Annotated in this window: 19 protein-coding genes and 2 tRNA genes; 2 read left to right on the forward strand and 19 right to left on the reverse strand. The window is 53.4% G+C overall.

Translation table 11 applies throughout. The annotated features are described in order from the left end of the window. Window positions 1–77: 77 nt before the first annotated feature. From mtr to L350_RS04995, 12 genes are all read right to left on the reverse strand, one after another. Window positions 78–1322, reverse strand: coding sequence for a tryptophan permease (gene mtr / locus L350_RS05045; RefSeq protein ID WP_022649513.1), 1245 nt, complete (start codon window positions 1320–1322; stop codon window positions 78–80). Window positions 1323–1464: 142 nt separating this feature from the next. Then, window positions 1465–3360, reverse strand: coding sequence for a DEAD/DEAH family ATP-dependent RNA helicase (locus L350_RS05040; RefSeq protein WP_022649514.1), 1896 nt, complete (start codon window positions 3358–3360; stop codon window positions 1465–1467). Further along, a complete protein-coding gene (gene yrbN, locus L350_RS24355; RefSeq protein ID WP_097397692.1) occupies window positions 3353–3433 on the reverse strand; it encodes a protein YrbN in 81 nt (26 codons plus the stop codon). The genes L350_RS05040 and yrbN overlap by 8 nt, the downstream gene beginning before the upstream one ends. Window positions 3434–3540: 107 nt before the next feature. Continuing rightward, window positions 3541–4425 (reverse strand): lipoprotein NlpI, encoded by an 885-nt coding sequence (gene nlpI, locus L350_RS05035; protein ID WP_003861782.1) that lies wholly within the window; start codon window positions 4423–4425, stop codon window positions 3541–3543. A 110-nt stretch (window positions 4426–4535) separates the two neighbouring features. Further along, window positions 4536–6674 carry a polyribonucleotide nucleotidyltransferase gene (pnp, locus tag L350_RS05030; RefSeq protein WP_022649515.1) on the reverse strand — a complete coding sequence of 713 codons (2139 nt, stop codon included), beginning with the start codon at window positions 6672–6674 and terminating at the stop codon, window positions 4536–4538. 242 nt (window positions 6675–6916) lie between these two features. Continuing rightward, window positions 6917–7186 (reverse strand): 30S ribosomal protein S15, encoded by a 270-nt coding sequence (gene rpsO, locus L350_RS05025; protein ID WP_003861789.1) that lies wholly within the window; start codon window positions 7184–7186, stop codon window positions 6917–6919. Between the two features lie 154 nt (window positions 7187–7340). Next, window positions 7341–8291, reverse strand: coding sequence for a tRNA pseudouridine(55) synthase TruB (gene truB / locus L350_RS05020; protein WP_032626412.1), 951 nt, complete (start codon window positions 8289–8291; stop codon window positions 7341–7343). After that, the gene (gene rbfA, locus L350_RS05015; protein ID WP_003861793.1) at window positions 8291–8695 is read right to left on the reverse strand and encodes a 30S ribosome-binding factor RbfA; all 405 of its coding nucleotides are present in this window, start codon (window positions 8693–8695) and stop codon (window positions 8291–8293) included. Before rbfA ends, truB begins: the two co-directional genes overlap by 1 nt. A 106-nt stretch (window positions 8696–8801) precedes the next feature. After that, window positions 8802–11489, reverse strand: a complete 2688-nt coding sequence (infB, locus tag L350_RS05010; protein ID WP_022649517.1) for a translation initiation factor IF-2 — start codon at window positions 11487–11489, stop codon at window positions 8802–8804. 24 nt (window positions 11490–11513) lie between these two features. Continuing rightward, a complete protein-coding gene (nusA, locus tag L350_RS05005; protein WP_003861798.1) occupies window positions 11514–13016 on the reverse strand; it encodes a transcription termination factor NusA in 1503 nt (500 codons plus the stop codon). Between the two features lie 28 nt (window positions 13017–13044). Continuing rightward, the gene (rimP, locus tag L350_RS05000) at window positions 13045–13497 is read right to left on the reverse strand and encodes a ribosome maturation factor RimP (protein ID WP_014833432.1); all 453 of its coding nucleotides are present in this window, start codon (window positions 13495–13497) and stop codon (window positions 13045–13047) included. Between the two features lie 207 nt (window positions 13498–13704). Beyond that, a tRNA-Met gene (locus L350_RS04995) sits at window positions 13705–13781 on the reverse strand. A 287-nt stretch (window positions 13782–14068) separates the two neighbouring features. Here L350_RS04995 and argG point away from each other — a divergent pair. Then, window positions 14069–15415, forward strand: a complete 1347-nt coding sequence (gene argG, locus L350_RS04990) for an argininosuccinate synthase (protein ID WP_022649518.1) — start codon at window positions 14069–14071, stop codon at window positions 15413–15415. A 187-nt stretch (window positions 15416–15602) separates the two neighbouring features. Here the strand turns inward: argG and L350_RS04985 are convergent. From L350_RS04985 to rlmE, 6 genes are all read right to left on the reverse strand, one after another. Then, window positions 15603–15689, reverse strand: a tRNA-Leu gene (locus L350_RS04985). A 9-nt stretch (window positions 15690–15698) separates the two neighbouring features. Further along, window positions 15699–16031 (reverse strand): preprotein translocase subunit SecG, encoded by a 333-nt coding sequence (gene secG, locus L350_RS04980; protein WP_003861803.1) that lies wholly within the window; start codon window positions 16029–16031, stop codon window positions 15699–15701. 222 nt (window positions 16032–16253) lie between these two features. Continuing rightward, on the reverse strand, window positions 16254–17591 hold the full coding sequence (gene glmM, locus L350_RS04975; RefSeq protein ID WP_003861804.1) for a phosphoglucosamine mutase: 1338 nt from the start codon (window positions 17589–17591) through the stop codon (window positions 16254–16256). Beyond that, on the reverse strand, window positions 17584–18432 hold the full coding sequence (gene folP, locus L350_RS04970; protein ID WP_022649520.1) for a dihydropteroate synthase: 849 nt from the start codon (window positions 18430–18432) through the stop codon (window positions 17584–17586). Before folP ends, glmM begins: the two co-directional genes overlap by 8 nt. A gap of 98 nt (window positions 18433–18530) precedes the next feature. Beyond that, the gene (gene ftsH / locus L350_RS04965; RefSeq protein WP_003861810.1) at window positions 18531–20465 is read right to left on the reverse strand and encodes an ATP-dependent zinc metalloprotease FtsH; all 1935 of its coding nucleotides are present in this window, start codon (window positions 20463–20465) and stop codon (window positions 18531–18533) included. 102 nt (window positions 20466–20567) lie between these two features. Further along, complete coding sequence (rlmE, locus tag L350_RS04960; protein WP_003861812.1) at window positions 20568–21194, reverse strand: 23S rRNA (uridine(2552)-2'-O)-methyltransferase RlmE; 627 nt, start codon at window positions 21192–21194, stop codon at window positions 20568–20570. 127 nt (window positions 21195–21321) lie between these two features. Here rlmE and yhbY point away from each other — a divergent pair, with 127 nt between their 5' ends. Next, the gene (yhbY, locus tag L350_RS04955) at window positions 21322–21615 is read left to right on the forward strand and encodes a ribosome assembly RNA-binding protein YhbY (RefSeq protein ID WP_003861814.1); all 294 of its coding nucleotides are present in this window, start codon (window positions 21322–21324) and stop codon (window positions 21613–21615) included. A gap of 151 nt (window positions 21616–21766) precedes the next feature. On the opposite strand, the gene greA is transcribed toward yhbY, so the two are convergent. Further along, the gene (gene greA, locus L350_RS04950; RefSeq protein WP_014171793.1) at window positions 21767–22243 is read right to left on the reverse strand and encodes a transcription elongation factor GreA; all 477 of its coding nucleotides are present in this window, start codon (window positions 22241–22243) and stop codon (window positions 21767–21769) included. Between the last annotated feature and the right edge of the window lie 113 nt (window positions 22244–22356).

Genomic DNA, 22356 nt, shown 5'->3' on the forward strand with positions numbered 1-22356 from the left:
CCGGATGGCGGCTTCGCCTTATCCGGCCTACGCGATCCCTGTAGGCCCGGTAAGCGTAGCACCACCGGGCTTTCTGTTTACTGATACACAGGCAACAGATTAAAACTCGACAGCATGTGCACCACCGCATTGCCGAGACCAAATACCAGGATCAGCGCAATCATCGGTTTTCCGCCCCAGACGCGGAATTTCGGGCTGCCGAAGCGCTTACGTGATTTACGCGCCAGCAGCGCCGGTACAATCGCCGCCCAGATGGTAGCCGCCAGTCCTGCATAGCCGATGGCGTACAGGAAACCGTTCGGCCACAGCAGGCCGCCCACAATCGGCGGCAGGAAGGTTAACAGCGCCGTTTTGAAGCGCCCCATCGCAGAGTCATCAAAACCAAACAGATCTGCCAGGTAGTCAAACAGGCCCAGCGTCACGCCGAGAAATGAGCTCGCCACCGCAAAGTTAGAGAAGACCACCAGAAGCAGATCCAGACTGCGGCTGTTCAGCACGCCACTCAGCGCCTGTACCAGCACATCAATGTTACCGCCCTTCTGCGCAATGCCGATAAATTCCGGACGCGGGATGTTACCCATCGTCCCCAGCAGCCAGATCACATACAGCCCCAGCGCCAGCAGCGTGCCGTAAATCAGGCATTTCACGATGGTGCGCGGATCCTTGCCGTAGTACTTCATCAGGCTCGGTACGTTGCCGTGGTAGCCGAACGACGCCAGACAGAATGGCAACGTCATAAGCAGGTATGGCGTGTAGGAGGTGTTCACTTCCGCAACGTTAAACAGCGTGGCCGGCGTGACGTGCCCCAGCAGGCTGCCGAAGGTCAGGAAGAAGGTGATGACCTTGGCGCCCAACACGATCGCCGTCATGCGGCTGACCGCTTTGGTACTCATCCAGACGATAAACGCCACGCCCAGCGCGAAGCAGAGACCCGCCAGACGCGCCGGAACGTTCAGCGACATCTCGGAGAAGGTGTGATGCAGAATCGATCCGCTCGCTGAAATGTACGCGTAGGTCAGGATATAGAGTACAAACGCGATGGACAACCCGTTCACCATGTTCCAGCCTTTGCCCAGCAGATCTCGGGTGATGGTGTCGAAGCTGGAGCCAATGCGGTAGTTCAGGTTTGCTTCAAGGATCATCAGCCCGGAATGGAGCATGCAGAACCAGGTGAAAACCAGCGCCGCCAGCGACCAGAAGAACCACGCACCGGACATAACCACTGGCAGGGAGAACATCCCGGCACCAATAATGGTTCCGCCGATGATCACCACGCCGCCAAGCAGCGAAGGTGACGTTTGGGTGGTGGTTAGTGTTGCCATGCGGCCTTATCTCCAGTCAAAAATGTGGTGTGCATTTTAATGTGATGCACTGTACCAGTACAAGAGTACAAAAGGAATAAAAAAAGCCCCGATAACAACTATCGGGGCTGTATATTTTACTTTACGTCAAAAGCGAAAAGGCTTACGCGTCACCGAAACGACGACGGCTGGTGCCTTCTTCGCGGCGTGGGCCACGATTTTCACGGCGCTCGCCGGAGAAACGACGAGGTTCGCCAGTGCGACCTTCGCTACGACCGCCTTCACGACGCTCGCCACCGAAGCTGCGACCACCGCCACGGCGTTCGCCACCGCGGTCAGAGCGAGGCTGTGCATCACCCATCAGTTGCATGTTCATTGGCTTGTTCAGAATGCGGGTGCGAGTAAAGTGCTGCAGTACTTCGCCCGGCATGCCTTTTGGCAGCTCGATCGTTGAGTGTGAACCGAACAGCTTGATGTTACCGATGTAACGGCTGCTGATGTCGCCTTCATTAGCGATCGCGCCAACGATGTGACGAACTTCAACACCATCATCACGGCCCACTTCAATGCGATACAGTTCCATTTCGCCAGCGTCACGACGCTCGCGACGTGGACGGTCTTCACCACCACGCTCTGGACGGTCACCGCGTGGACCACGGTCGTTACGGTCGCCACGACGTTCGAAACGATCGTCACGGTCACGGAACTCACGCTTAGGACGCATCGGTGCATCAGGTGGCACGATCAGGCTACGTTCGCCCTGCGCCATTTTCAGCAGTGCTGCGGCCAGAGTTTCCATATCCAGCTCTTCGCCTTCAGCGACAGGCTGGATCTGGGACAGCAGCGCACGGTACTGATCCAGATCGCTGCTTTCCAGCTGCTGCTGTACTTTCGCGGCGAATTTTTCCAGACGGCGTTTGCCCAGCAGTTCTGCGTTTGGCAGCTCAGCTTCTGGAATGGTCAGCTTCATGGTGCGTTCAATGTTACGCAGCAGACGACGCTCGCGGTTCTCAACGAACAGCAGCGCACGGCCCGCACGACCCGCACGACCGGTACGGCCGATACGGTGAACGTAAGACTCGGAGTCCATTGGGATATCGTAGTTTACAACCAGGCTGATACGCTCAACGTCCAGACCACGTGCTGCCACGTCGGTTGCAATCAGGATATCCAGACGACCGTCTTTCAGACGCTCCAGAGTCTGCTCACGCAGCGCCTGGTTCATGTCGCCGTTCAGCGCTGCGCTGTTATAGCCGCTACGCTCCAGCGCTTCAGCCACTTCCAGGGTCGCGTTTTTGGTACGTACGAAGATAATCGCCGCATCAAAATCTTCCGCTTCCAGGAAACGGACCAGCGCTTCGTTTTTGCGCATGCCGTATACAGACCAGTAGCTCTGGCTGATGTCCGGGCGAGTGGTCACGCTAGACTGAATACGCACTTCCTGCGGCTCTTTCATGAAGCGGCGGGTAATGCGACGGATCGCTTCTGGCATGGTTGCAGAGAACAGAGCGGTCTGATGACCTTCCGGGATCTGCGCCATGATGGTTTCAACGTCTTCGATGAAGCCCATACGCAGCATTTCATCTGCTTCATCCAGTACCAGGCCGCTCAGCTTAGAGAGGTCCAGGGTACCGCGCTTCAGGTGATCCAGCAGACGGCCCGGCGTACCGACAACAATCTGTGGGCCCTGGCGCAGGGCGCGTAACTGCACGTCATAACGCTGGCCGCCGTACAAGGCTACCACGTTTACGCCGCGCATATGTTTAGAGAATTCCGTCATTGCTTCAGCAACCTGAACAGCCAGTTCACGGGTTGGAGCCAGGACGAGGATCTGCGGTGCACGCAGGTCCGGATCAATGTTGTTCAGTAGCGGCAGCGAGAATGCTGCGGTTTTACCGCTACCGGTCTGGGCCATGCCCAGCACGTCACGACCAGAAAGCAGGTGTGGGATACACTCAGCCTGGATCGGAGATGGTTTTTCGTAACCCAGATCGTTAAGGGCTTCAAGGATAGGAGCCTTCAGGCCCAGATCTGCAAAAGTGGTTTCGAATTCAGCCATGTAGTACAAGTGCCTCGATATTAATGGCGGCCAGTCTACTTAGCTCATCGTGAAAATGATTAGCAATTTTCATTGAAAAGTGTGAACCGGCTCAAATTAGGTGTATTGACGAACAACAACGCCCTCACCAGTGAAGGTGATGGCAATCAAAAGATTACGGGCTGATGTTTATGTCGTCAGCTATTGCTGGTCCGATTCTGCCAGGTCGTCTTGCTCCTGGCCCAAGAGCGATAATTCCAACAATGCATAACGGTGCTCAACGAAGTTATGTACGTTGTTAGCAACCGCTAATTTGAACAGTGCCGTAGCGCTGTCCATATCCCCCAGACTTAGGTAGTACTTACCTAAATAGAAGTTGGTTTCACTGAGATGCTCAGCGAGCGAGGTGTTATCCGTTGCGTCCGCCTTGAGGCGTTCCATCAGCGTTGCTTCGCTAATGTTGCCCAGGTAGAACTCGACAATGTTCCATCCCCACTGTTCCTTGTCCGATTTCTCGAAGCGCTGTTTCAGTGCTTCTTTGGCCTGCTTCTCATCGAGCTTCTGCTCAACGATGTAAAGCCACAGGCTGCGGAAAGGATCATTAGGATCGTCTTGATAAAACGCCAGCAGATCATCTTGCGCTAACTTATCACGACCGCCGTAATACAATGCGATACCGCGATTCAAGTGCGCGTAGTTGTAAGTTGGATCAAGCTCAAGTACAGAATCAAACGCTTCATAGGCAGCATCAAAATTGCCTGCCTGCGTTAAATAAATGCCTAAGTAATTGAATACTTCAGGCATATCAGGTCGAATTGCCAGCGCTTGTGAAAAATCATTTCGCGCTAATGCCCTCAGACCGAGACTATCATACAACACTCCGCGCTCATATAAAAGCTGTGCGCGTTCGTCATCGGTTAAAGCCCGACTGGCAAGTATTTGTTCCATGCGTGCCAGAATCACTTCCTGCTGCAAAGTCGGTTGCAATGGCACTGCGAGGACTTCGCTCTTACGCCAGGCAGAGTTGCTGCATCCTGCCAGCGTTAAAGCTGTCGCAACGAAACACCAGCGCAAAAAAGGCTTCATTTCCCACTCCCGAAGACAACTATTGGATGAACGTCCTGTCCCCCGGCGGCTTAACAAGGCGTCCTGCCTGATAATAAGCCCTCCGCCTGCGCGGAGGGCAAATGGCAACCTTACTCGCCTTGCTGTTCGGCAGCCGGAGCTTCCGGCGCCGCAGCAGGCTGAGACTGCTCGGTTGCTTCTTTAATGCTCAGACGGATACGGCCCTGGCGGTCAACTTCCAGAACTTTCACCGGTACTTCCTGACCCATTTGCAGGTAATCGGTCACTTTCTCAACGCGCTTGTCAGCGATCTGAGAGATATGTACCAGACCTTCTTTACCGCCACCGATGGCAACGAATGCACCAAAGTCAACGATACGGGTCACTTTACCATTGTAGATACGGCCCACTTCGATTTCTGCTGTAATCTCTTCGATACGGCGGATAGCATATTTCGCTTTCTCACCGTCGGTTGCTGCGATTTTCACAGTACCGTCATCTTCGATTTCGATGGTGGTGCCCGTTTCTTCGGTCAGTGCACGGATAACAGAACCGCCCTTACCGATAACATCTTTGATCTTGTCTGGATTGATCTTGATGGTGTGAATACGCGGAGCGAATTCAGAGATATCACCGCGTGGTGCGTTGATAGCCTGTTCCATCACGCCCAGAATGTGCAGACGCGCACCTTTAGCCTGGTTCAGAGCAACCTGCATGATCTCTTTGGTGATACCTTCAATTTTGATATCCATCTGCAGGGCAGAGATACCGTCGCGGGAACCCGCCACTTTGAAGTCCATATCACCCAGGTGATCTTCGTCACCCAGAATGTCAGACAGAACAACGAAGTTGTCGCCTTCTTTCACCAGACCCATTGCGATACCCGCAACGGCGGCTTTGATCGGCACGCCTGCATCCATCAGCGCCAGAGAGGCACCACACACGGAAGCCATGGAAGAAGAACCGTTGGATTCAGTGATTTCAGACACGACACGTACGGTGTACGGGAATTTGTCTGCTTCTGGCATTACTGCCAGCACGCCGCGCTTCGCCAGACGACCGTGACCAATTTCACGACGCTTCGGTGAGCCAACCATACCGGTCTCGCCCACAGAGTACGGAGGGAAGTTGTAGTGGAACAGGAAGCTGTCAGTGCGCTCGCCCATCAGTTCATCGATGTTCTGTGCGTCACGTGCAGTACCCAGGGTAGCGGTAACCAGCGCCTGGGTTTCACCACGGGTGAACAGCGCGGAACCGTGAGTACGTGGCAGCACGCCAGTACGCACATCCAGACCACGGATCATGTCCTTTTCACGGCCATCAATACGCGGCTCGCCTGCCAGTACGCGACTACGAACAACGTTTTTCTCGATAGCGTGCAGGATTTCGCTCAGCTCGTTAGCGTCCAGCGTTTCGTCTTCCGCGATCAGGGTTGCGATGGTTTCATCTTTGATCACGTCAACCTGAGCATAACGCTCCTGTTTGTCTGTAATGCGATATGCATCGCTCAGACGAGATTCTGCCAGTGCAGCTACGCGTGCGTTCAGCGCGTCGTTTACCGCTTCTGGCTGCCAGTCCCAACGTGGTTTACCGGCTTCTTTAACCAGGTCGTTGATGTTCTGGATAACAATCTGCTGCTGGTCGTGGCCGAAGACCACTGCGCCCAGCATCTGGTCTTCACTCAGCAGTTCTGCTTCAGATTCAACCATCAGAACCGCTGCTTCAGTACCGGCAACAACCAGGTCCAGCTTACTCTCTTTCAGCTCTTCCTGAGTTGGGTTCAGCACGTACTGGTCGTTGATGTAACCGACGCGCGCGGCACCGATTGGGCCATTGAATGGGATACCAGACAGTGACAGGGCAGCAGACGCACCGATCATCGCTACGATGTCCGGGTTAACCTGTGGGTTAACGGAAACAACGGTTGCGATAACCTGCACTTCATTGACGAAACCTTCCGGGAACAGCGGACGAACCGGGCGGTCAATCAGACGCGCGATCAGGGTTTCGCCTTCGCTTGGACGGCCTTCACGACGGAAGAAGCCACCCGGGATTTTACCGGCAGCGTAGGTACGCTCCTGGTAGTTCACGGTCAGTGGGAAGAAGTCCTGACCTGGTTTAGCTTTTTTCTGGCCAACTACGGTAACGAATACAGCAGTGTCATCCATGCTTACCATTACGGCAGCAGTAGCCTGACGAGCCATCATGCCGGTTTCCAGCGTGACGGTATGCTGACCATACTGGAATTTACGAACGATCGGATTCAGCAAAATTCTGTCCTTTCTTAAATGTTTGAAAGCACACCTCAGGTGTGCTGACGATTTAACCCGACCTTCTTCGCATCCTCGCGACTAATGACAACCGACACCCCCATGGGTGAAGCCTCTCATTAGCCGCGCGAACCTCTGCAATGAAGATCATTTATAGCAACAATACAATAGTTTCCCCTGAATTGCTGCCGTCTGGTTGAAAAAAGGGGCCATCAGGCCCCCTTTTCTGAAACTCGCAAGAATTAGCGACGCAGACCCAGACGCTCGATCAGCGCGGTGTAGCGTGCAACATCTTTACGCTTCAGGTAGTCGAGCAGTTTACGACGCTGAGAAACCATACGCAGCAGACCACGACGGCTGTGGTGATCTTTTTTGTGCTCTGCAAAGTGACCCTGCAGGTGGTTAATCTGTGCAGTCAGCAGTGCAACCTGAACTTCGGTAGAACCGCTGTCGTTAGTACCACGACCAAACTCAGAAACGATTTTAGCTTTAGCTTCAACGCTTAGAGACATTTTCAAACTCCAAAGTATAAAGAATGTAAGGATGCCGATCTCTAATTCAGCTATCCCATGTACGCCCCGCAGATTGTTAAACAATTTACCAGGCGTTAAGCGGCGATATTCTACTCGTCTCCCCTGCTTATCGCAAGGTGAGGCGTTATCACCGTCACGCTTCGACCGGGTATTCGACGACCAGACGACGCGGGGCAACGCGCCCTTCACCGTCCATTTCGCCCATCCCGATAAACTTGCCTTCCTCCCCTTCCGTCACACGGACCAGGCCCTCAAGCGGCGCCCCCGTTGTGCGGACCGGGTTTCCGTTCTTAAAATAAACGGACGATGTTAAAGGAAGATTAACAACCGGGAAATCTGCTGCCGGACTGTCCATTGGCATCAGCAGCGGATCCAGCAGATCTGCCGGCGCAATTCCCTGCGCTTGCGCCTGTTCAGCCAGGGCGTGCAGATGCTCAAGCGTTACCATACGTTCGACCGGATACTTGCTGACCGCCAGACGACGCAGATAAATCACATGCGCGCCGCAGCCCAGCTTTTCACCGAGGTCGTCAATGATGGTGCGGATGTAGGTCCCTTTCGAGCAGTGCACTTCCAGCTCCAGCTCATCACCTTCGTGGCGAATGAACAACAGCTCATACACGGTAATCGGACGGGCTTCACGCGGAACGTCAATGCCCTGACGCGCATATTCGTAAAGCTTCTTGCCCTGATATTTCAACGCCGAATACATCGACGGCACCTGCATTGTGTCGCCCCGGAAGCTCTCCAGCGCCGCATCAAGTTGCTCTGCGCTGAAGGTTACCGGACGCTCTTCAACGACCTGACCATCCGCATCGGAAGTGTCCGTGCGCTGGCCCAGTTTGGCAATCACGCGGTAGCGCTTATCGGAATCCAGCAGATACTGGGAAAACTTTGTCGCTTCACCCAGGCAGATCGGGAGCATCCCGGTTGCCAGCGGATCCAGCGCGCCGGTGTGCCCCGCGCGATTGGCGTTAAAAATACGCTTTACTTTTTGCAGCACGTCGTTGCTGGATGCGCCCTGTGGTTTATCCAGCAACAGCACGCCATGCACGTCACGACCGCGACGACGAGGACGACTCATCAGTCCTCCTTGCTGTCGTCCGCCGGGTTAACACGACGCTCATCGTCATGTTTCACCACGCTGGTCACCAGGTTGGACATACGCATACCCTCAACCAGCGAGTTGTCGTAGAAGAAGGTCAGCTCCGGCACAATACGCAGACGCATCGCTTTGCCAAGCAGAGAGCGGATGAAACCAGAGGCTTCCTGCAGCGCTTTAATGCCGTTCTTCACGGCGTCTTCATCCTGGTCATTCAGGAATGTCACAAACACTTTGGCGTACGCCAGGTCGCGGGACATTTCCACGCCAGACACGGTGGTCATCATCCCCACGCGTGGATCTTTGATTTCACGTTGCAGAATGAGAGCGATCTCTTTCTGCATCTCCTGCGCGACGCGCTGTGGGCGACCAAATTCTTTCGCCATAATAAATTCTCCAGACAAAAAAGGGGCTTAAGCCCCTTTTTAAAATTACTGCCGGGTGGCGCTTCGCTTACCCGGCCTACGCTAATTAATCTTCAGTTGACGAAGATTACGCGATGGTACGCTGAATTTCGATGATCTCGAACACTTCGATCATATCGCCAACGCGAACGTCGTTGTAGTTCTTAACACCGATACCACATTCCATGCCGTTACGAACTTCGTTAACGTCATCTTTGAAGCGGCGCAGGGATTCCAGCTCACCTTCGTAGATAACCACGTTGTCGCGCAGTACGCGGATTGGGTTGTGACGCTTAATGGTCCCTTCGGTAACCATACAGCCCGCGATCGCACCGAATTTCGGTGATTTGAACACGTCACGTACTTCAGCCAGACCGATGATCTGCTGTTTCAGCTCAGGAGACAGCATGCCGCTCATCGCTGCTTTCACTTCGTCAATCAGGTTATAGATGACGGAGTAGTAACGCAGATCCAGGCTTTCAGCATCGATAACTTTACGCGCAGATGCGTCAGCACGAACGTTGAAGCCAACCAGGATAGCGTTGGACGCAGCTGCCAGGGTTGCGTCGGTTTCGGTGATACCACCTACGCCAGAACCGATAATCTTCACTTTCACTTCGTCGGTAGACAGTTTCAGCAAGGAGTCGGAGATCGCTTCCACAGAACCCTGTACGTCCGCTTTCAGAACGATGTTCACTTCGTGAACTTCGCCTTCAGTCATGTTGGCGAACATGTTCTCGAGTTTAGATTTCTGCTGGCGAGCCAGTTTCACCTCACGGAATTTACCCTGACGATACAGAGCCACTTCACGTGCTTTCTTCTCGTCACGTACCACGGTTACTTCGTCACCGGCAGCCGGAACACCGGACAGGCCGAGGATTTCCACTGGGATGGACGGACCCGCTTCCAGCACTTCCTGACCCAGTTCGTTACGCATCGCACGAACGCGACCGTATTCGAAACCACACAGAACGATGTCGCCCTTGTGCAGAGTACCTTCGCGAACCAGAACGGTTGCAACCGGACCACGACCTTTATCCAGGAAGGATTCGATTACCGCACCGCTCGCCATACCTTTACGAACCGCTTTCAGCTCCAGAACTTCAGCCTGAAGCAGGATAGCGTTCAGCAGGTCGTCGATACCGGTACCTGCTTTTGCAGATACAGGGATGAACTGCGCTTCACCGCCCCACTCTTCCGGCATAACGCCGTACTGTGACAGTTCGTTCTTAACGCGATCCATATCGGCTTCTGGCTTATCGATTTTGTTGACTGCAACAACCAAAGGCACCTGCGCCGCTTTCGCGTGCTGGATAGCTTCAATGGTCTGTGGCATCACGCCATCATCGGCAGCAACAACCAGAACAACGATATCCGTTGCCTGAGCACCACGAGCACGCATTGAGGTAAACGCTGCGTGGCCTGGGGTATCCAGGAAGGTGATCATGCCGTTTTCGGTTTCTACGTGGTAAGCACCGATATGCTGGGTAATACCACCCGCTTCGCCGGAGGCAACCTTAGTAGAACGAATGTAGTCAAGCAGAGAGGTTTTACCGTGGTCAACGTGACCCATGATGGTCACAACCGGGGCACGCGGTTCAGCCGCTGCGCCCGTATCACGGTCGCTCATTACTGCTTCTTCCAGCTCGTTTTCACGACGCAGGATAACTTTGTGGCCCATCTCCTCGGCAACCAGCTGTGCGGTTTCCTGGTCGATGACCTGGTTGATGGTGGCCATTGCGCCCAGCTTCATCATCGCTTTGATGACCTGAGAGCCTTTCACCGCCATCTTGTTAGCCAGTTCGCCAACGGTGATGGTTTCGCCGATCACAACGTCACGGTTAACGGCCTGAGCTGGCTTCTGGAAGCCCTGCTGCAGAGCGGAACCTTTACGCTTACCGCCTTTACCACCGCGAACCGCTGCACGTGCTTCTTCACGGTCAGCTTTAGATTCAGCGTGCTTGTTACCTTTTTTCGCAGGACGCGCCGCTTTTGTACTGCGAGTACGGCCACGACCACCTTCAACTTCACGGTCGTTATCGTCTTCTGCCTGGCGCGCATGCTGAGAAGTGGTTACGTGATAATCGCTGTTGTCTTCAGTTGGTTCAGCGGTATTCACACCGTTCTTCTCGTTTTCTTCTGCCATGCGACGCGCTTCTTCGGCGACGCGGCGAGCTTCTTCTTCAAGCTTGCGGCGGGCTTCTTCTTCCGCTTTACGCTTCAGCTCGGCAGCTTCATTTTCACGGCGGGCTTTTTCAGCCTGGGCAGTTTTGGTCATTTCGTCGGTCTGTTGATTGCTCACTTTGTCTTTTTCCGCAGCGTCACGCTTCGCTTTTTCACCGGCGTCGCGTTTCGCTTTTTCTGCGGCCTCACGTTCAGCTTTTAATTCTGCTTCGCGTTTGGCAGTGGCTTCTGCCTCACGCTGAGCTTGTTCTTCCGCTTCACGCTGTGCCTGCTCTTCCGCAGCAAGGCGTTCTGCCTCTTGCGGATCACGTTTTACAAAGGTGCGCGTCTTGCGGACTTCAATTTGTACCGATTTGCTTTTGCCACCGGTACCAGGGATGTTCAACGTGCTACGCGTTTTGCGCTGCAGCGTTAACTTGTCAGGCGTAGAGCCGTGTTCACGGTTCAGGTGCGCTAACAAGGTTTGTTTTTCTTGCGCGGTCACCGAGTCATCAGCGGCCTTCGGGATCCCTGCATCAGCAAATTGCTGTACCAGGCGGTCCACGGAGGTCTGAATCTCAGCAGCCAGCGATTTTACAGTTACATCAGTCATGCTGTTCCTTCCTGCTACAGTTTATTACGCTTCGTCGCCGAACCAGCAAATATTACGTGCGGCCATGATGAGTTCGCCGGCTTTCTCGTCGGTTAAACCTTCGATATCGGCCAGGTCATCAACGCCTTGCTCAGCGAGATCTTCCAGCGTACAAACACCACGGGCAGCCAGCTTGAACGCAATCGCACGATCAAGACCTTCCAGATTCAGCAGGTCATCAGCCGGCTTCTTATCGCCAAGGCTTTCTTCCTGAGCCAGCGCCAGGGTGGTCAGTGCGTTTTTAGCGCGTTCACGCAGGGCTTCAACGGTTGGTTCATCCAGACCGTCAATTTCCAGCAGCTCTTTCATTGGCACGTAGGCCAGTTCTTCCAGCGTAGAGAAACCTTCTTCAACCAGCACAGTGGCGAAGTCTTCGTCAATGTCCAGGTATTTGGTGAAGGTATCGATCGCCGCGTGGGCTTCAGCCTGATGCTTGGCCTGAAGGTCATCAACGGTCATCACGTTGAGTTCCCAGCCGCTCAGCTGTGACGCCAGACGTACGTTCTGACCGTTACGGCCAATCGCCTGCGCCAGGTTGCCCGCTTCTACAGCGATATCCATGGTGTGTTTGTCTTCGTCAACAACGATAGACGCCACATCAGCCGGTGCCATTGCGTTGATCACGAACTGCGCCGGATTGTCGTCCCACAGAACGATATCAATACGCTCGCCGCCCAGTTCGGTAGAAACCGCCTGAACACGTGCGCCACGCATACCGACGCAAGCACCGACCGGGTCGATACGCTTGTCGTTGGTTTTCACCGCAATTTTCGCACGGGAGCCCGGATCGCGGGCCGCCGCTTTGATTTCGATAACTTCTTCGCCGATTTCCGGCACTTCGATACGGAACAGTTCAACCAGCATTTCTGGTTTAGAACGCGTCACGAACAGCTGTGCACCGCGTGCTTCAGGACGTACGGCATACAGCACACCACGAATACGGTCGCCTGGGCGGAAGTTTTCACGCGGCAGCATGTCTTCACGCAGGATAACGGCTTCAGCGTTACCCGGCAGCCCTTCAGATTTGATCTCCAGAGAGATGTTATCGCGGTTCACTTTCTTCACCACGCCAGTGATGATTTCGCCTTCCTGATCGCGGAACTGATCGACAACCAGCGCGCGCTCGGCTTCGCGAACTTTCTGCACGATAACCTGCTTCGCGGTCTGGGTGGTGATACGGTCGAAGGTGACAGATTCAATCTGATCTTCAACGTAGTCACCCACGTTCAGACTTTCGTCTTCAAAACGTGCCGCTTCCAGGGTGATCTCTTTGGTCGGTTGGGTCACTTCTTCAACGATTACCCAACGACGGAATGTATCGAAGTCACCGCTTTTACGATCGATTTCTACGCGAACATCGATCTCTTGTTCGTATTTTTTCTTGGTTGCTGTAGCCAGTGCACTTTCCAGCGCTTCGAAAATCTTCTCACGCGGCAGTGATTTCTCGTTGGAGACGGCTTCAACAACAGCCAAAATTTCTTTGTTCATCGCGGGCTTTTCACCTCAATCCAGACTGTTAAAAGTGGGGAACCAGGTTCGCCTTCTGGATATTACTCAGCGCGAACACTTCATCTTTGCCTTCGACTGTCACCGTGATCATTTCACCATCAACGGCTTTGATAATTCCCTGCCATTTACGGCGGTTCTGTACGGCCATACGCAGAACGAGAGCCACTTCTTCACCGGTAAAGCGCACATAGTGCTCGGCCGTGAACATCGGACGATCGAGGCCAGGTGAGGAAACTTCCAGGTTGTACGCAACGGTAATCGGATCTTCAACATCAAGAACCGCACTCACCTGGTGGCTGACATCAGCACAATCATCAACATTGATGCCATCTTCACTATCAATATAGATGCGCAGCGTCGATGTGCGGCCGCGAACGAATTCGATGCCGACCAGTTCGTAGCCCAGTGCTTCGACCGGTGCAGTAATCATCTCTGTTAATTTTTGCTCTAATGTGGACAAGCCCACCCCCAAGACATAAAAAAAGGGCGTAAAGCCCAGTTATTCTGTAGTCAGATAACAAAAAACCCCGATAAATCGGGGCTTTAGATAACTGAACCCTATAGCCACAACTGTGGCCTGGAGCACTTTCCGAAAGAATTTTTTCAAATCCAGCTACGAAGGCTCTAAGTCTTCACAGTATATTTGAAAAAGAACTTTATAGGAAAGTGGTTGCGGGGGCCGGATTTGAACCGACGACCTTCGGGTTATGAGCCCGACGAGCTACCAGGCTGCTCCACCCCGCGCCTGAAACGTGGCAAATTCTACGCGTTTTGGACAGAATTTGCAAATAATGCTGGGATTTGGTACCGAAGACGGGACGTAAAATCGGCGTTTAGTATATTGATAGTTGACCCCACCTGTCAACCCAGCTTCTGCCAGACAGAACAGACCAAATTTTTTACAAAAAACGCACGAGTCTCTTTCGGTCTTCGACAAAAGATGATTAAATGAATACTCACTTATTTTGCATAAAAATGCACAAGAGAGCGAAAGCGGTCTCTAATCAGTCAATCAAGCAGGGTTTTATTCTATGACGACGATTCTCAAGCATCTTCCGGTAGGACAACGTATTGGCATCGCTTTCTCAGGCGGCCTGGATACCAGCGCTGCACTGCTGTGGATGCGCCAGAAGGGAGCGGTTCCGTATGCATATACTGCGAACCTGGGTCAGCCGGACGAGGAAGATTATGACGCGATCCCTCGTCGTGCCATGGAGTATGGCGCAGAGAACGCACGTCTGATTGACTGCCGTAAGCAACTGGTCGCTGAAGGCATTGCCGCTATCCAGTGCGGTGCTTTTCATAACACTACCGGCGGCCTGACCTATTTTAATACCACTCCGCTGGGTCGTGCTGTCACCGGCACCATGCTGGTCGCCGCCATGAAAGAAGATGGCGTGAACATCTGGGGTGATGGCAGTACCTATAAAGGCAACGATATTGAACGTTTCTATCGTTACGGTCTGCTGACCAACGCCGAGTTGCAGATCTACAAACCGTGGCTGGATACCGACTTCATCGACGAACTGGGTGGCCGTCATGAAATGTCTGAGTTTATGATTGCCTGCGGCTTTGACTATAAGATGTCCGTTGAGAAAGCCTACTCAACCGACTCCAACATGCTGGGTGCGACGCACGAAGCGAAAGACCTGGAATTCCTGAACTCCAGCGTAAAAATTGTTAACCCGATCATGGGCGTAAAATTCTGGGATGAGAACGTGAAGATCCCGGCGGAAGAAGTGACCGTGCGTTTCGAACGCGGTCATCCGGTTGCCCTGAACGGTAAAACCTTCTCAGACGATGTTGAACTGATGCTGGAAGCAAACCGCATCGGCGGTCGTCACGGTCTGGGTATGAGCGATCAGATCGAAAACCGTATCATCGAAGCGAAAAGCCGTGGCATTTACGAAGCTCCGGGGATGGCGCTGCTGCACATCGCTTACGAGCGTCTGCTGACCGGTATTCACAACGAAGACACCATTGAGCAGTATCACGCTCATGGCCGTCAGCTGGGCAAACTGCTGTATCAGGGTCGCTGGTTTGATCCACAAGCGCTGATGCTGCGTGACGCCCTGCAACGTTGGGTGGCGAGCGCAATCACCGGCGAAGTGACGCTGGAACTGCGTCGCGGCAATGATTACTCCATCCTCAATACCGTGTCTGACAACCTGACCTATAAAGCAGAACGTCTGACCATGGAGAAAGGTGAGTCAGTATTCTCTCCGGACGATCGTATTGGCCAGCTGACCATGCGTAACCTGGACATCACCGATACCCGTGAGAAGCTGTTCAACTATGTTGAGAATGGCCTGCTCTCCGCGAATTCCGGTAATGGTCTGCCGCAGGTTGAGAACCTGGAACACAGCGATAAGAAGTAATCGACAGCAAGACATGCAAAAGGCGCCCAATGGGCGCCTTTTTTGTGGTCTTCGTAGGCCCGGTAAGCGCAGCGCCACCGGGCAAAACGGCGGGCGGCGCTGCGCTTACCCGCCCTACAATAGATCGGAAACACAGAATGTACAGACGAAAAAAAAGACGTCTTGCGACGTCTTTCTTCTGGAATATTGGTACCGAGGATGGGACTCGAACCCACAAGCCCGTTAGGGCACTACCACCTCAAGGTAGCGTGTCTACCAATTCCACCACCTCGGTACTGAATACTTACTGCGGGATATCGCTGGTTGGCTTAGCCGGTGCAGCTGGCTGAGTTTGCTCAGTTTTTGCTGGCGCGCTCAGATTTTCCCACTCGCTTCCTTTACTGGTCTTGTTGCTGTTGATATTGCCCAGCACCAGACTGATGATGAAGAACAGCGTAGCCAGAATCGCCGTCGTACGGGTCATGAAGTTCGCAGAACCACTTGAACCGAACAGCGTACCGGAAGCGCCTGCTCCGAAGGAGGCTCCCATATCAGCGCCTTTACCTTGCTGCAGCATAATCAGCGCTACGAGAGCGATGGCTACAATAAGGAAAATAACTAAAAGAGCTTCGTACATAATCAACCTGTTCCTTGCGGATTTGCCGCATACCAATGCTTCGACCAATTAGCAGGATTTTGTTTCCCACTGAAGCGGGTGTGAATACTAACCAAAGCGAATCACCTTCGCAAGGGCATTTTCGAGGCATTGTATCAACTGCGGAAAAAAACAGCAAAAAGCCATTAATTGCTTAAAACAAAGGCGGCAAACGCCGCCTTTTTAAACACTTATTCTGAAAGATTATGCAGCTTTCACTGCATCCGCAATGCGGTGCGCAAATTCAGTTACCTGCGCTTCGTCTTCACCTTCCACCATCACGCGGATCAGCGGCTCGGTACCCGACTTACGCAGCAGGACGCGTCCACGGCTGCCAAGCGTCGCTTCCACCTCTGCCATCACCGCTTTCACGTTATCATTTTCCAGCGGGTCGCCTTTACCAGCGGTGAAACGCACGTTCACCAGGATCTGCGGGAACATTTTCATGCCGCTGCACAGATCGTGCAGGCTCATATGGTTACGCGCCATCGCGGCAACAACCTGAAGCGCCGCCACAATGCCGTCACCGGTGGTGGTTTTATCGAGCAGGATCACGTGGCCGGAGTTTTCCGCGCCAATGCGCCAGCCTTTTTCCTGAAGTTTTTCCAGCACGTAGCGGTCACCCACTTTCGCGCGAACAAACGGGATGCCCAGCTGTTTCAGCGCCAGCTCCAGACCCATATTGCTCATCAGCGTGCCCACCGCGCCACCGCGCAGTTGCCCCTGACGCAGGCCTTCACGCGCAATGATGTAGAGGATCTGATCGCCATCGACCTTGTTACCTTCGTGGTCAACCATGATCACACGATCGCCATCGCCATCCAGGGCAATACCCAGATCGGCTTTTTCAGCCAGTACACGCGCCTGCAAGGCACGCACGTCTGTCGCGCCGACTTCTTCATTGATGTTCAGACCGTCCGGCTCGCAGCCGATGGTGATCACTTTCGCACCCAGCTCGCGGAAAACATTCGGCGCAATGTGATAGGTCGCACCGTTTGCACAGTCCACCACAATTTTGAGGTGTGCCAGGCTCAGTTCATTCGGGAACGTGCCTTTGCAGAATTCAATGTAGCGGCCTGCGGCATCGACAATACGGTTGGCTTTACCCAGCTCAGCGGAGTCGACACAGGTGATCTCTTTCTCCATTTCCGCTTCAATCGCCTCTTCCACGTCATCCGGCAGTTTAGTGCCGTCGATGGAGAAGAATTTGATACCGTTGTCATAGAACGGATTATGAGAAGCTGAAATGACGATGCCCGCTTCCGCACGGAAGGTACGAGTCAGATAGGCAACAGCAGGGGTCGGCATTGGCCCCGTAAAGGAAGCTGAAAGCCCCGCCGCCGCCAGCCCGGCTTCCAGCGCGGACTCCAGCATATAACCTGAAATACGGGTATCTTTACCAATAATGATCTTACGGGAGCCATGACGCGCCAGTACCTTACCCGCCGCCCAACCCAGCTTCAGGACAAAGTCAGGGGTAATTGGCGCATCGCCTACGCGCCCACGGATGCCATCGGTACCAAAATATTTACGATTACTCATAGCGTTTGTTTTCCTTCGCTGCCAGTGTGGCTTCCACCACACGCATGGCTTCTACTGTTTCTTTTACGTCATGGACGCGAATGATGTGTGCACCTTGCATCGCGGCAATCACCGCGCAGGCCAGACTGCCGCTCAGACGTTCGTTCGGCCCGACATTCAACAACTGACCAATCATCGATTTTCTCGACATTCCCACCAGCAGTGGCAGGCCGAACTGATGAAACTCTGATAAGCGCGCAAGCAACGCGTAATTGTGTGAGAGATTTTTACCGAAACCGAAGCCCGGGTCGAGCAGCAATTTCTCTTTTGCGATACCCGCACGTTCACAGCGTTCGATATGCTCAATAAAGAAGCGGGTGACGTCGGCAAACACATCTTCATATTTTGGCGCCTCCTGCATTGTCTTAGGCTGGCCCTGCATATGCATCAGACACACCGGTAGCCCGGTTTCAGCGGCGGCTTCAATTGCGCCCGGCTCGGTCAGCGAGCGGATATCATTAATAATGTGAGCACCCACTCTCGCCACTTCACGGATCACTTCGGGTTTGGAGGTATCAACGGAGATCCACACTTCAAAGCGCCGGGCGATAGCCTCCACCACCGGCACCACGCGCGCCAGCTCTTCTTCCACCGAAACCTCCGCCGCGCCAGGCCGCGTTGACTCCCCTCCAACGTCAATGATGGTGGCACCCGCGTTGATCATTAAATTCGCGTGTTTAACCGCGTCGATAAGCGAGTTATGCGTGCCGCCGTCAGAGAAGGAATCAGGCGTGACATTCAGGATCCCCATCACATGCGGATGTGAAAGGTCGAGATGCGAGTCCTGGGCGAAGAGTTTCATGGCTAAATCCCTGTTATTTTCATGGTTATATAAAAAAGAAAAACCCCGGAGCACGCTCCAGGGTTTGATGTACAGACAAACGCTTCAACAGCAGTGACTTACTTGTCGCCCAACTGCTCTGACATGGTGTTGCCCGGGTTTGGCGTACGCGGTTCATCGACCGGACGCGGTGCACGCGGGGTGCCATTGTTGTCAGAATTGTTAGACGCGCCTGGGTCTTCCCAGCCTGCTGGCGGACGCACTTCGCGGCGAGCCATCAGGTCGTCAATCTGCGGAGCATCGATGGTCTCATATTTCATGAGCGCATCTTTCATCGAATGCAGGATGTCCATATTGTCATTCAGGATCTGACGGGCGCGAGCGTAGTTACGCTCAATCAGCGCTTTCACTTCCTGGTCGATGATACGAGCCGTTTCATCGGACATATGTTTCGCTTTTGCCACGGAGCGGCCCAGGAATACTTCGCCCTCTTCTTCTGCATAGAGCAGCGGACCGAGTTTGTCGGAGAAGCCCCACTGGGTCACCATGTTACGTGCCAGGTTTGTCGCCACTTTAATATCGTTCGACGCACCGGTGGAAACATGTTCCGCACCGTAGATGATCTCTTCTGCCAGACGACCGCCGTACAGGGTTGAAATCTGACTTTCCAGCTTCTGACGGCTGGCGCTGATCGCGTCACCTTCAGGCAGGAAGAAGGTCACACCCAACGCACGACCGCGTGGAATGATCGTCACCTTGTGTACCGGATCGTGTTCCGGCACCAGACGACCGATAATCGCGTGGCCCGCTTCGTGATATGCCGTGGACTCTTTCTGCGCTTCCGTCATCACCATGGAGCGACGTTCCGCACCCATCATGATTTTGTCTTTCGCTTTCTCAAATTCCACCATGGACACTACACGCTTGTTACCGCGAGCGGCAAACAGTGCTGCCTCGTTGACCAGGTTAGCCAGATCCGCACCGGAGAAGCCTGGAGTACCACGCGCGATGATTGCCGCGTCGATATCTGGCGCCAGCGGTACGCGACGCATATGCACTTTCAGGATCTGTTCACGACCACGAACATCCGGCAGACCGACCACAACCTGACGGTCGAAACGGCCTGGACGCAGCAGCGCAGGGTCAAGTACGTCCGGACGGTTAGTTGCCGCGATAACGATGATACCTTCGTTACCTTCGAAGCCGTCCATCTCAACCAGCATCTGGTTCAGCGTCTGCTCACGTTCATCGTGACCACCACCCAGGCCTGCGCCACGCTGGCGGCCTACGGCGTCGATTTCATCGATGAAGATGATGCACGGTGCTGCCTTCTTAGCCTGCTCGAACATGTCACGCACACGAGATGCACCGACACCCACGAACATTTCAACGAAGTCAGAACCTGAAATAGTAAAGAACGGGACCTTCGCTTCACCCGCGATGGCTTTTGCCAGCAGGGTTTTACCGGTACCCGGAGGGCCGACCATCAGGACGCCTTTCGGGATCTTACCGCCCAGTTTCTGGAAACGGCTCGGCTCGCGCAGGTATTCAACCAGTTCACCCACCTCTTCTTTTGCTTCGTCACAACCTGCTACGTCAGCAAAGGTGGTCTTGATCTGGTCTTCCGTCAGCATACGCGCCTTGCTCTTACCGAACGACATGGCACCTTTGCCACCACCGCCCTGCATCTGGCGCATAAAGAAGATCCAGACGCCGATAAGAAGCAGCATCGGGAACCAGGAAATGAAGATAGAAGCCAACAGGCTTGGTTCTTCCGGCGGCTCGCCTACCACTTTGACGTTTTTGGTCAGAAGGTTATCAAGCAGCTTAGGATCGTTCACCGGGATGTAAGTCGTGTAACGGTTACTATCTTTCTTGGTAACGTTGATCTCACGTCCGTTGATACGCGCTTCGCGAACCTGGTCCTGATTGACCTCTTGCAGGAAGGTAGAATAATCCACCTTGCGGCCATTCGACTCGCTGGGCCCAAAGCTCTGGAAAACTGACATCAGCACAACGGCAATGACCAGCCAGAGTATTAGGTTTTTCGCCATGTCACTCAAGGGATTAACCTCATATTACAACTGTGTTAAAAACAGCGTCAGGATACTCTATATCCAGTTTCATTCAAACTTTCGCCTGAAATCTACCGGTTATCATTTTCGCCCGGTCGCTACAATATACACTTCACGGGAACGGGCCCGGGAAGAGTCCGGCTTACGAACTTTGACCTTCGCAAACAGGGAGCGAATTTCCTTAAGATACTCCTCGAAACCTTCGCCCTGAAACACCTTCACAACAAAACTACCACCAGGCGCTAGTACATCACGACACATTTCTAACGCTAGTTCCACCAGATACATGGCGCGGGGGATATCCACCGCCGGTGTTCCACACATATTTGGTGCCATATCCGACATGACAACCTGGACCTTACTGTCACCTACACGATCAAGTAATGCTTTAAGCACTAATTCATCACGAAAGTCGCCCTGAAGGAAGTCGACACCGACGATGGGATCCATTGGTAAAAGATCGCATGCGATGATTCGGCCCGTTCCGCCGATCTGCGTAACCGCATACTGGGACCATCCGCCAGGTGCCGCACCGAGGTCGACCACCGTCATTCCCGGTTTAAAAAGTTTGTCACTTTGCTGTATTTCATCAAGTTTAAACCAGGCGCGGGAACGTAACCCCTTTTTCTGCGCCTGTTGAACATATTTATCGCTAAAGTGTTCCTGAAGCCAGCGGCTGGAGCTGGCAGAACGCTTTTTACCTGTCATTTAACATTTCCGTCCTGGTTCATCGTTACTTGCCTGTGACGTAAATTTCTACGCAGCTATTTGGCGATATTAGGGAGATGGCGGTAGAATGAACCGTTTTCAATCCCAACGTAAGCAAAAATATACGATGAATCTGAGTACTAAACAAAAACAGCACCTTAAAGGTCTGGCACATCCGCTCAAGCCTGTAGTGATGCTTGGCAACAATGGTTTGACCGAAGGGGTGCTTGCCGAGATTGAACAAGCGCTGGAACACCACGAGCTGATCAAGGTGAAAATCGCCTCTGAAGACAGAGACACTAAAAACCTGATCGTGGAAGCCATCGTGCGCGAAACCGGCGCCTGTAATGTACAGGTCATCGGTAAAACGCTGGTGCTCTATCGCCCATCTAAAGAGCGCAAAATCTCGCTGCCACGTTAAGGATATCCTGAATCAAACACATTTTCTGTGTGAAACGAGGGATTTCTTTCAGCAGGCGAGCAAAATGCCATGCTCCTTGAGTTGATAAAAGGCCGCTATGCGGCCTTTTTCTTTTCTTTACAATGTATCAACATCTTAGAAGAGAAGCGAATTACAGGTATTCAACCTTAATAATTTCGTATTCCACTTCGCCACCCGGGGTGCGGATAGTCACAACATCATCCTGCTCTTTGCCAATCAGGCCGCGAGCAATCGGGGAGTTCACCGAAATCAGGTTCTGTTTGAAGTCCGCTTCATCATCACCCACGATGCGATAGGTTTGCTCTTCGTCGTTGTCCAGATTCAGGACGGTGACGGTAGAGCCGAAGATCACGCGACCGTTGTTTGGCATTTTAGTGATATCGATAACCTGCGCGTTGGACAGTTTCGCTTCGATATCTTTGATGCGCCCCTCGCAGAAACCCTGCTGCTCACGCGCCGCGTGGTATTCAGCATTCTCTTTCAGGTCGCCATGCTCACGCGCATCCGCGATAGCGGCGATGATTTCAGGGCGACGTACGGATTTCAGAAAATCCAGCTCTTCGCGCAGTTTTTCGGCACCACGTAAGGTCATCGGAATAGCTTGCATTTGTTATACCTCTTAAACATTCCTGTTGGGAGCAGTGTTCCCTGCTCCAGCCCACCTGAACAGGCCAGAAGCAAAAAGAAAACCGACCCGGGAGCAACGCCCCAGGTCAGCAG

Origin of the sequence: Enterobacter sp. MGH 4 (assembly GCF_000534735.1) — a bacterium.
GTDB classification, from domain to species: domain Bacteria; phylum Pseudomonadota; class Gammaproteobacteria; order Enterobacterales; family Enterobacteriaceae; genus Enterobacter; species Enterobacter intestinihominis.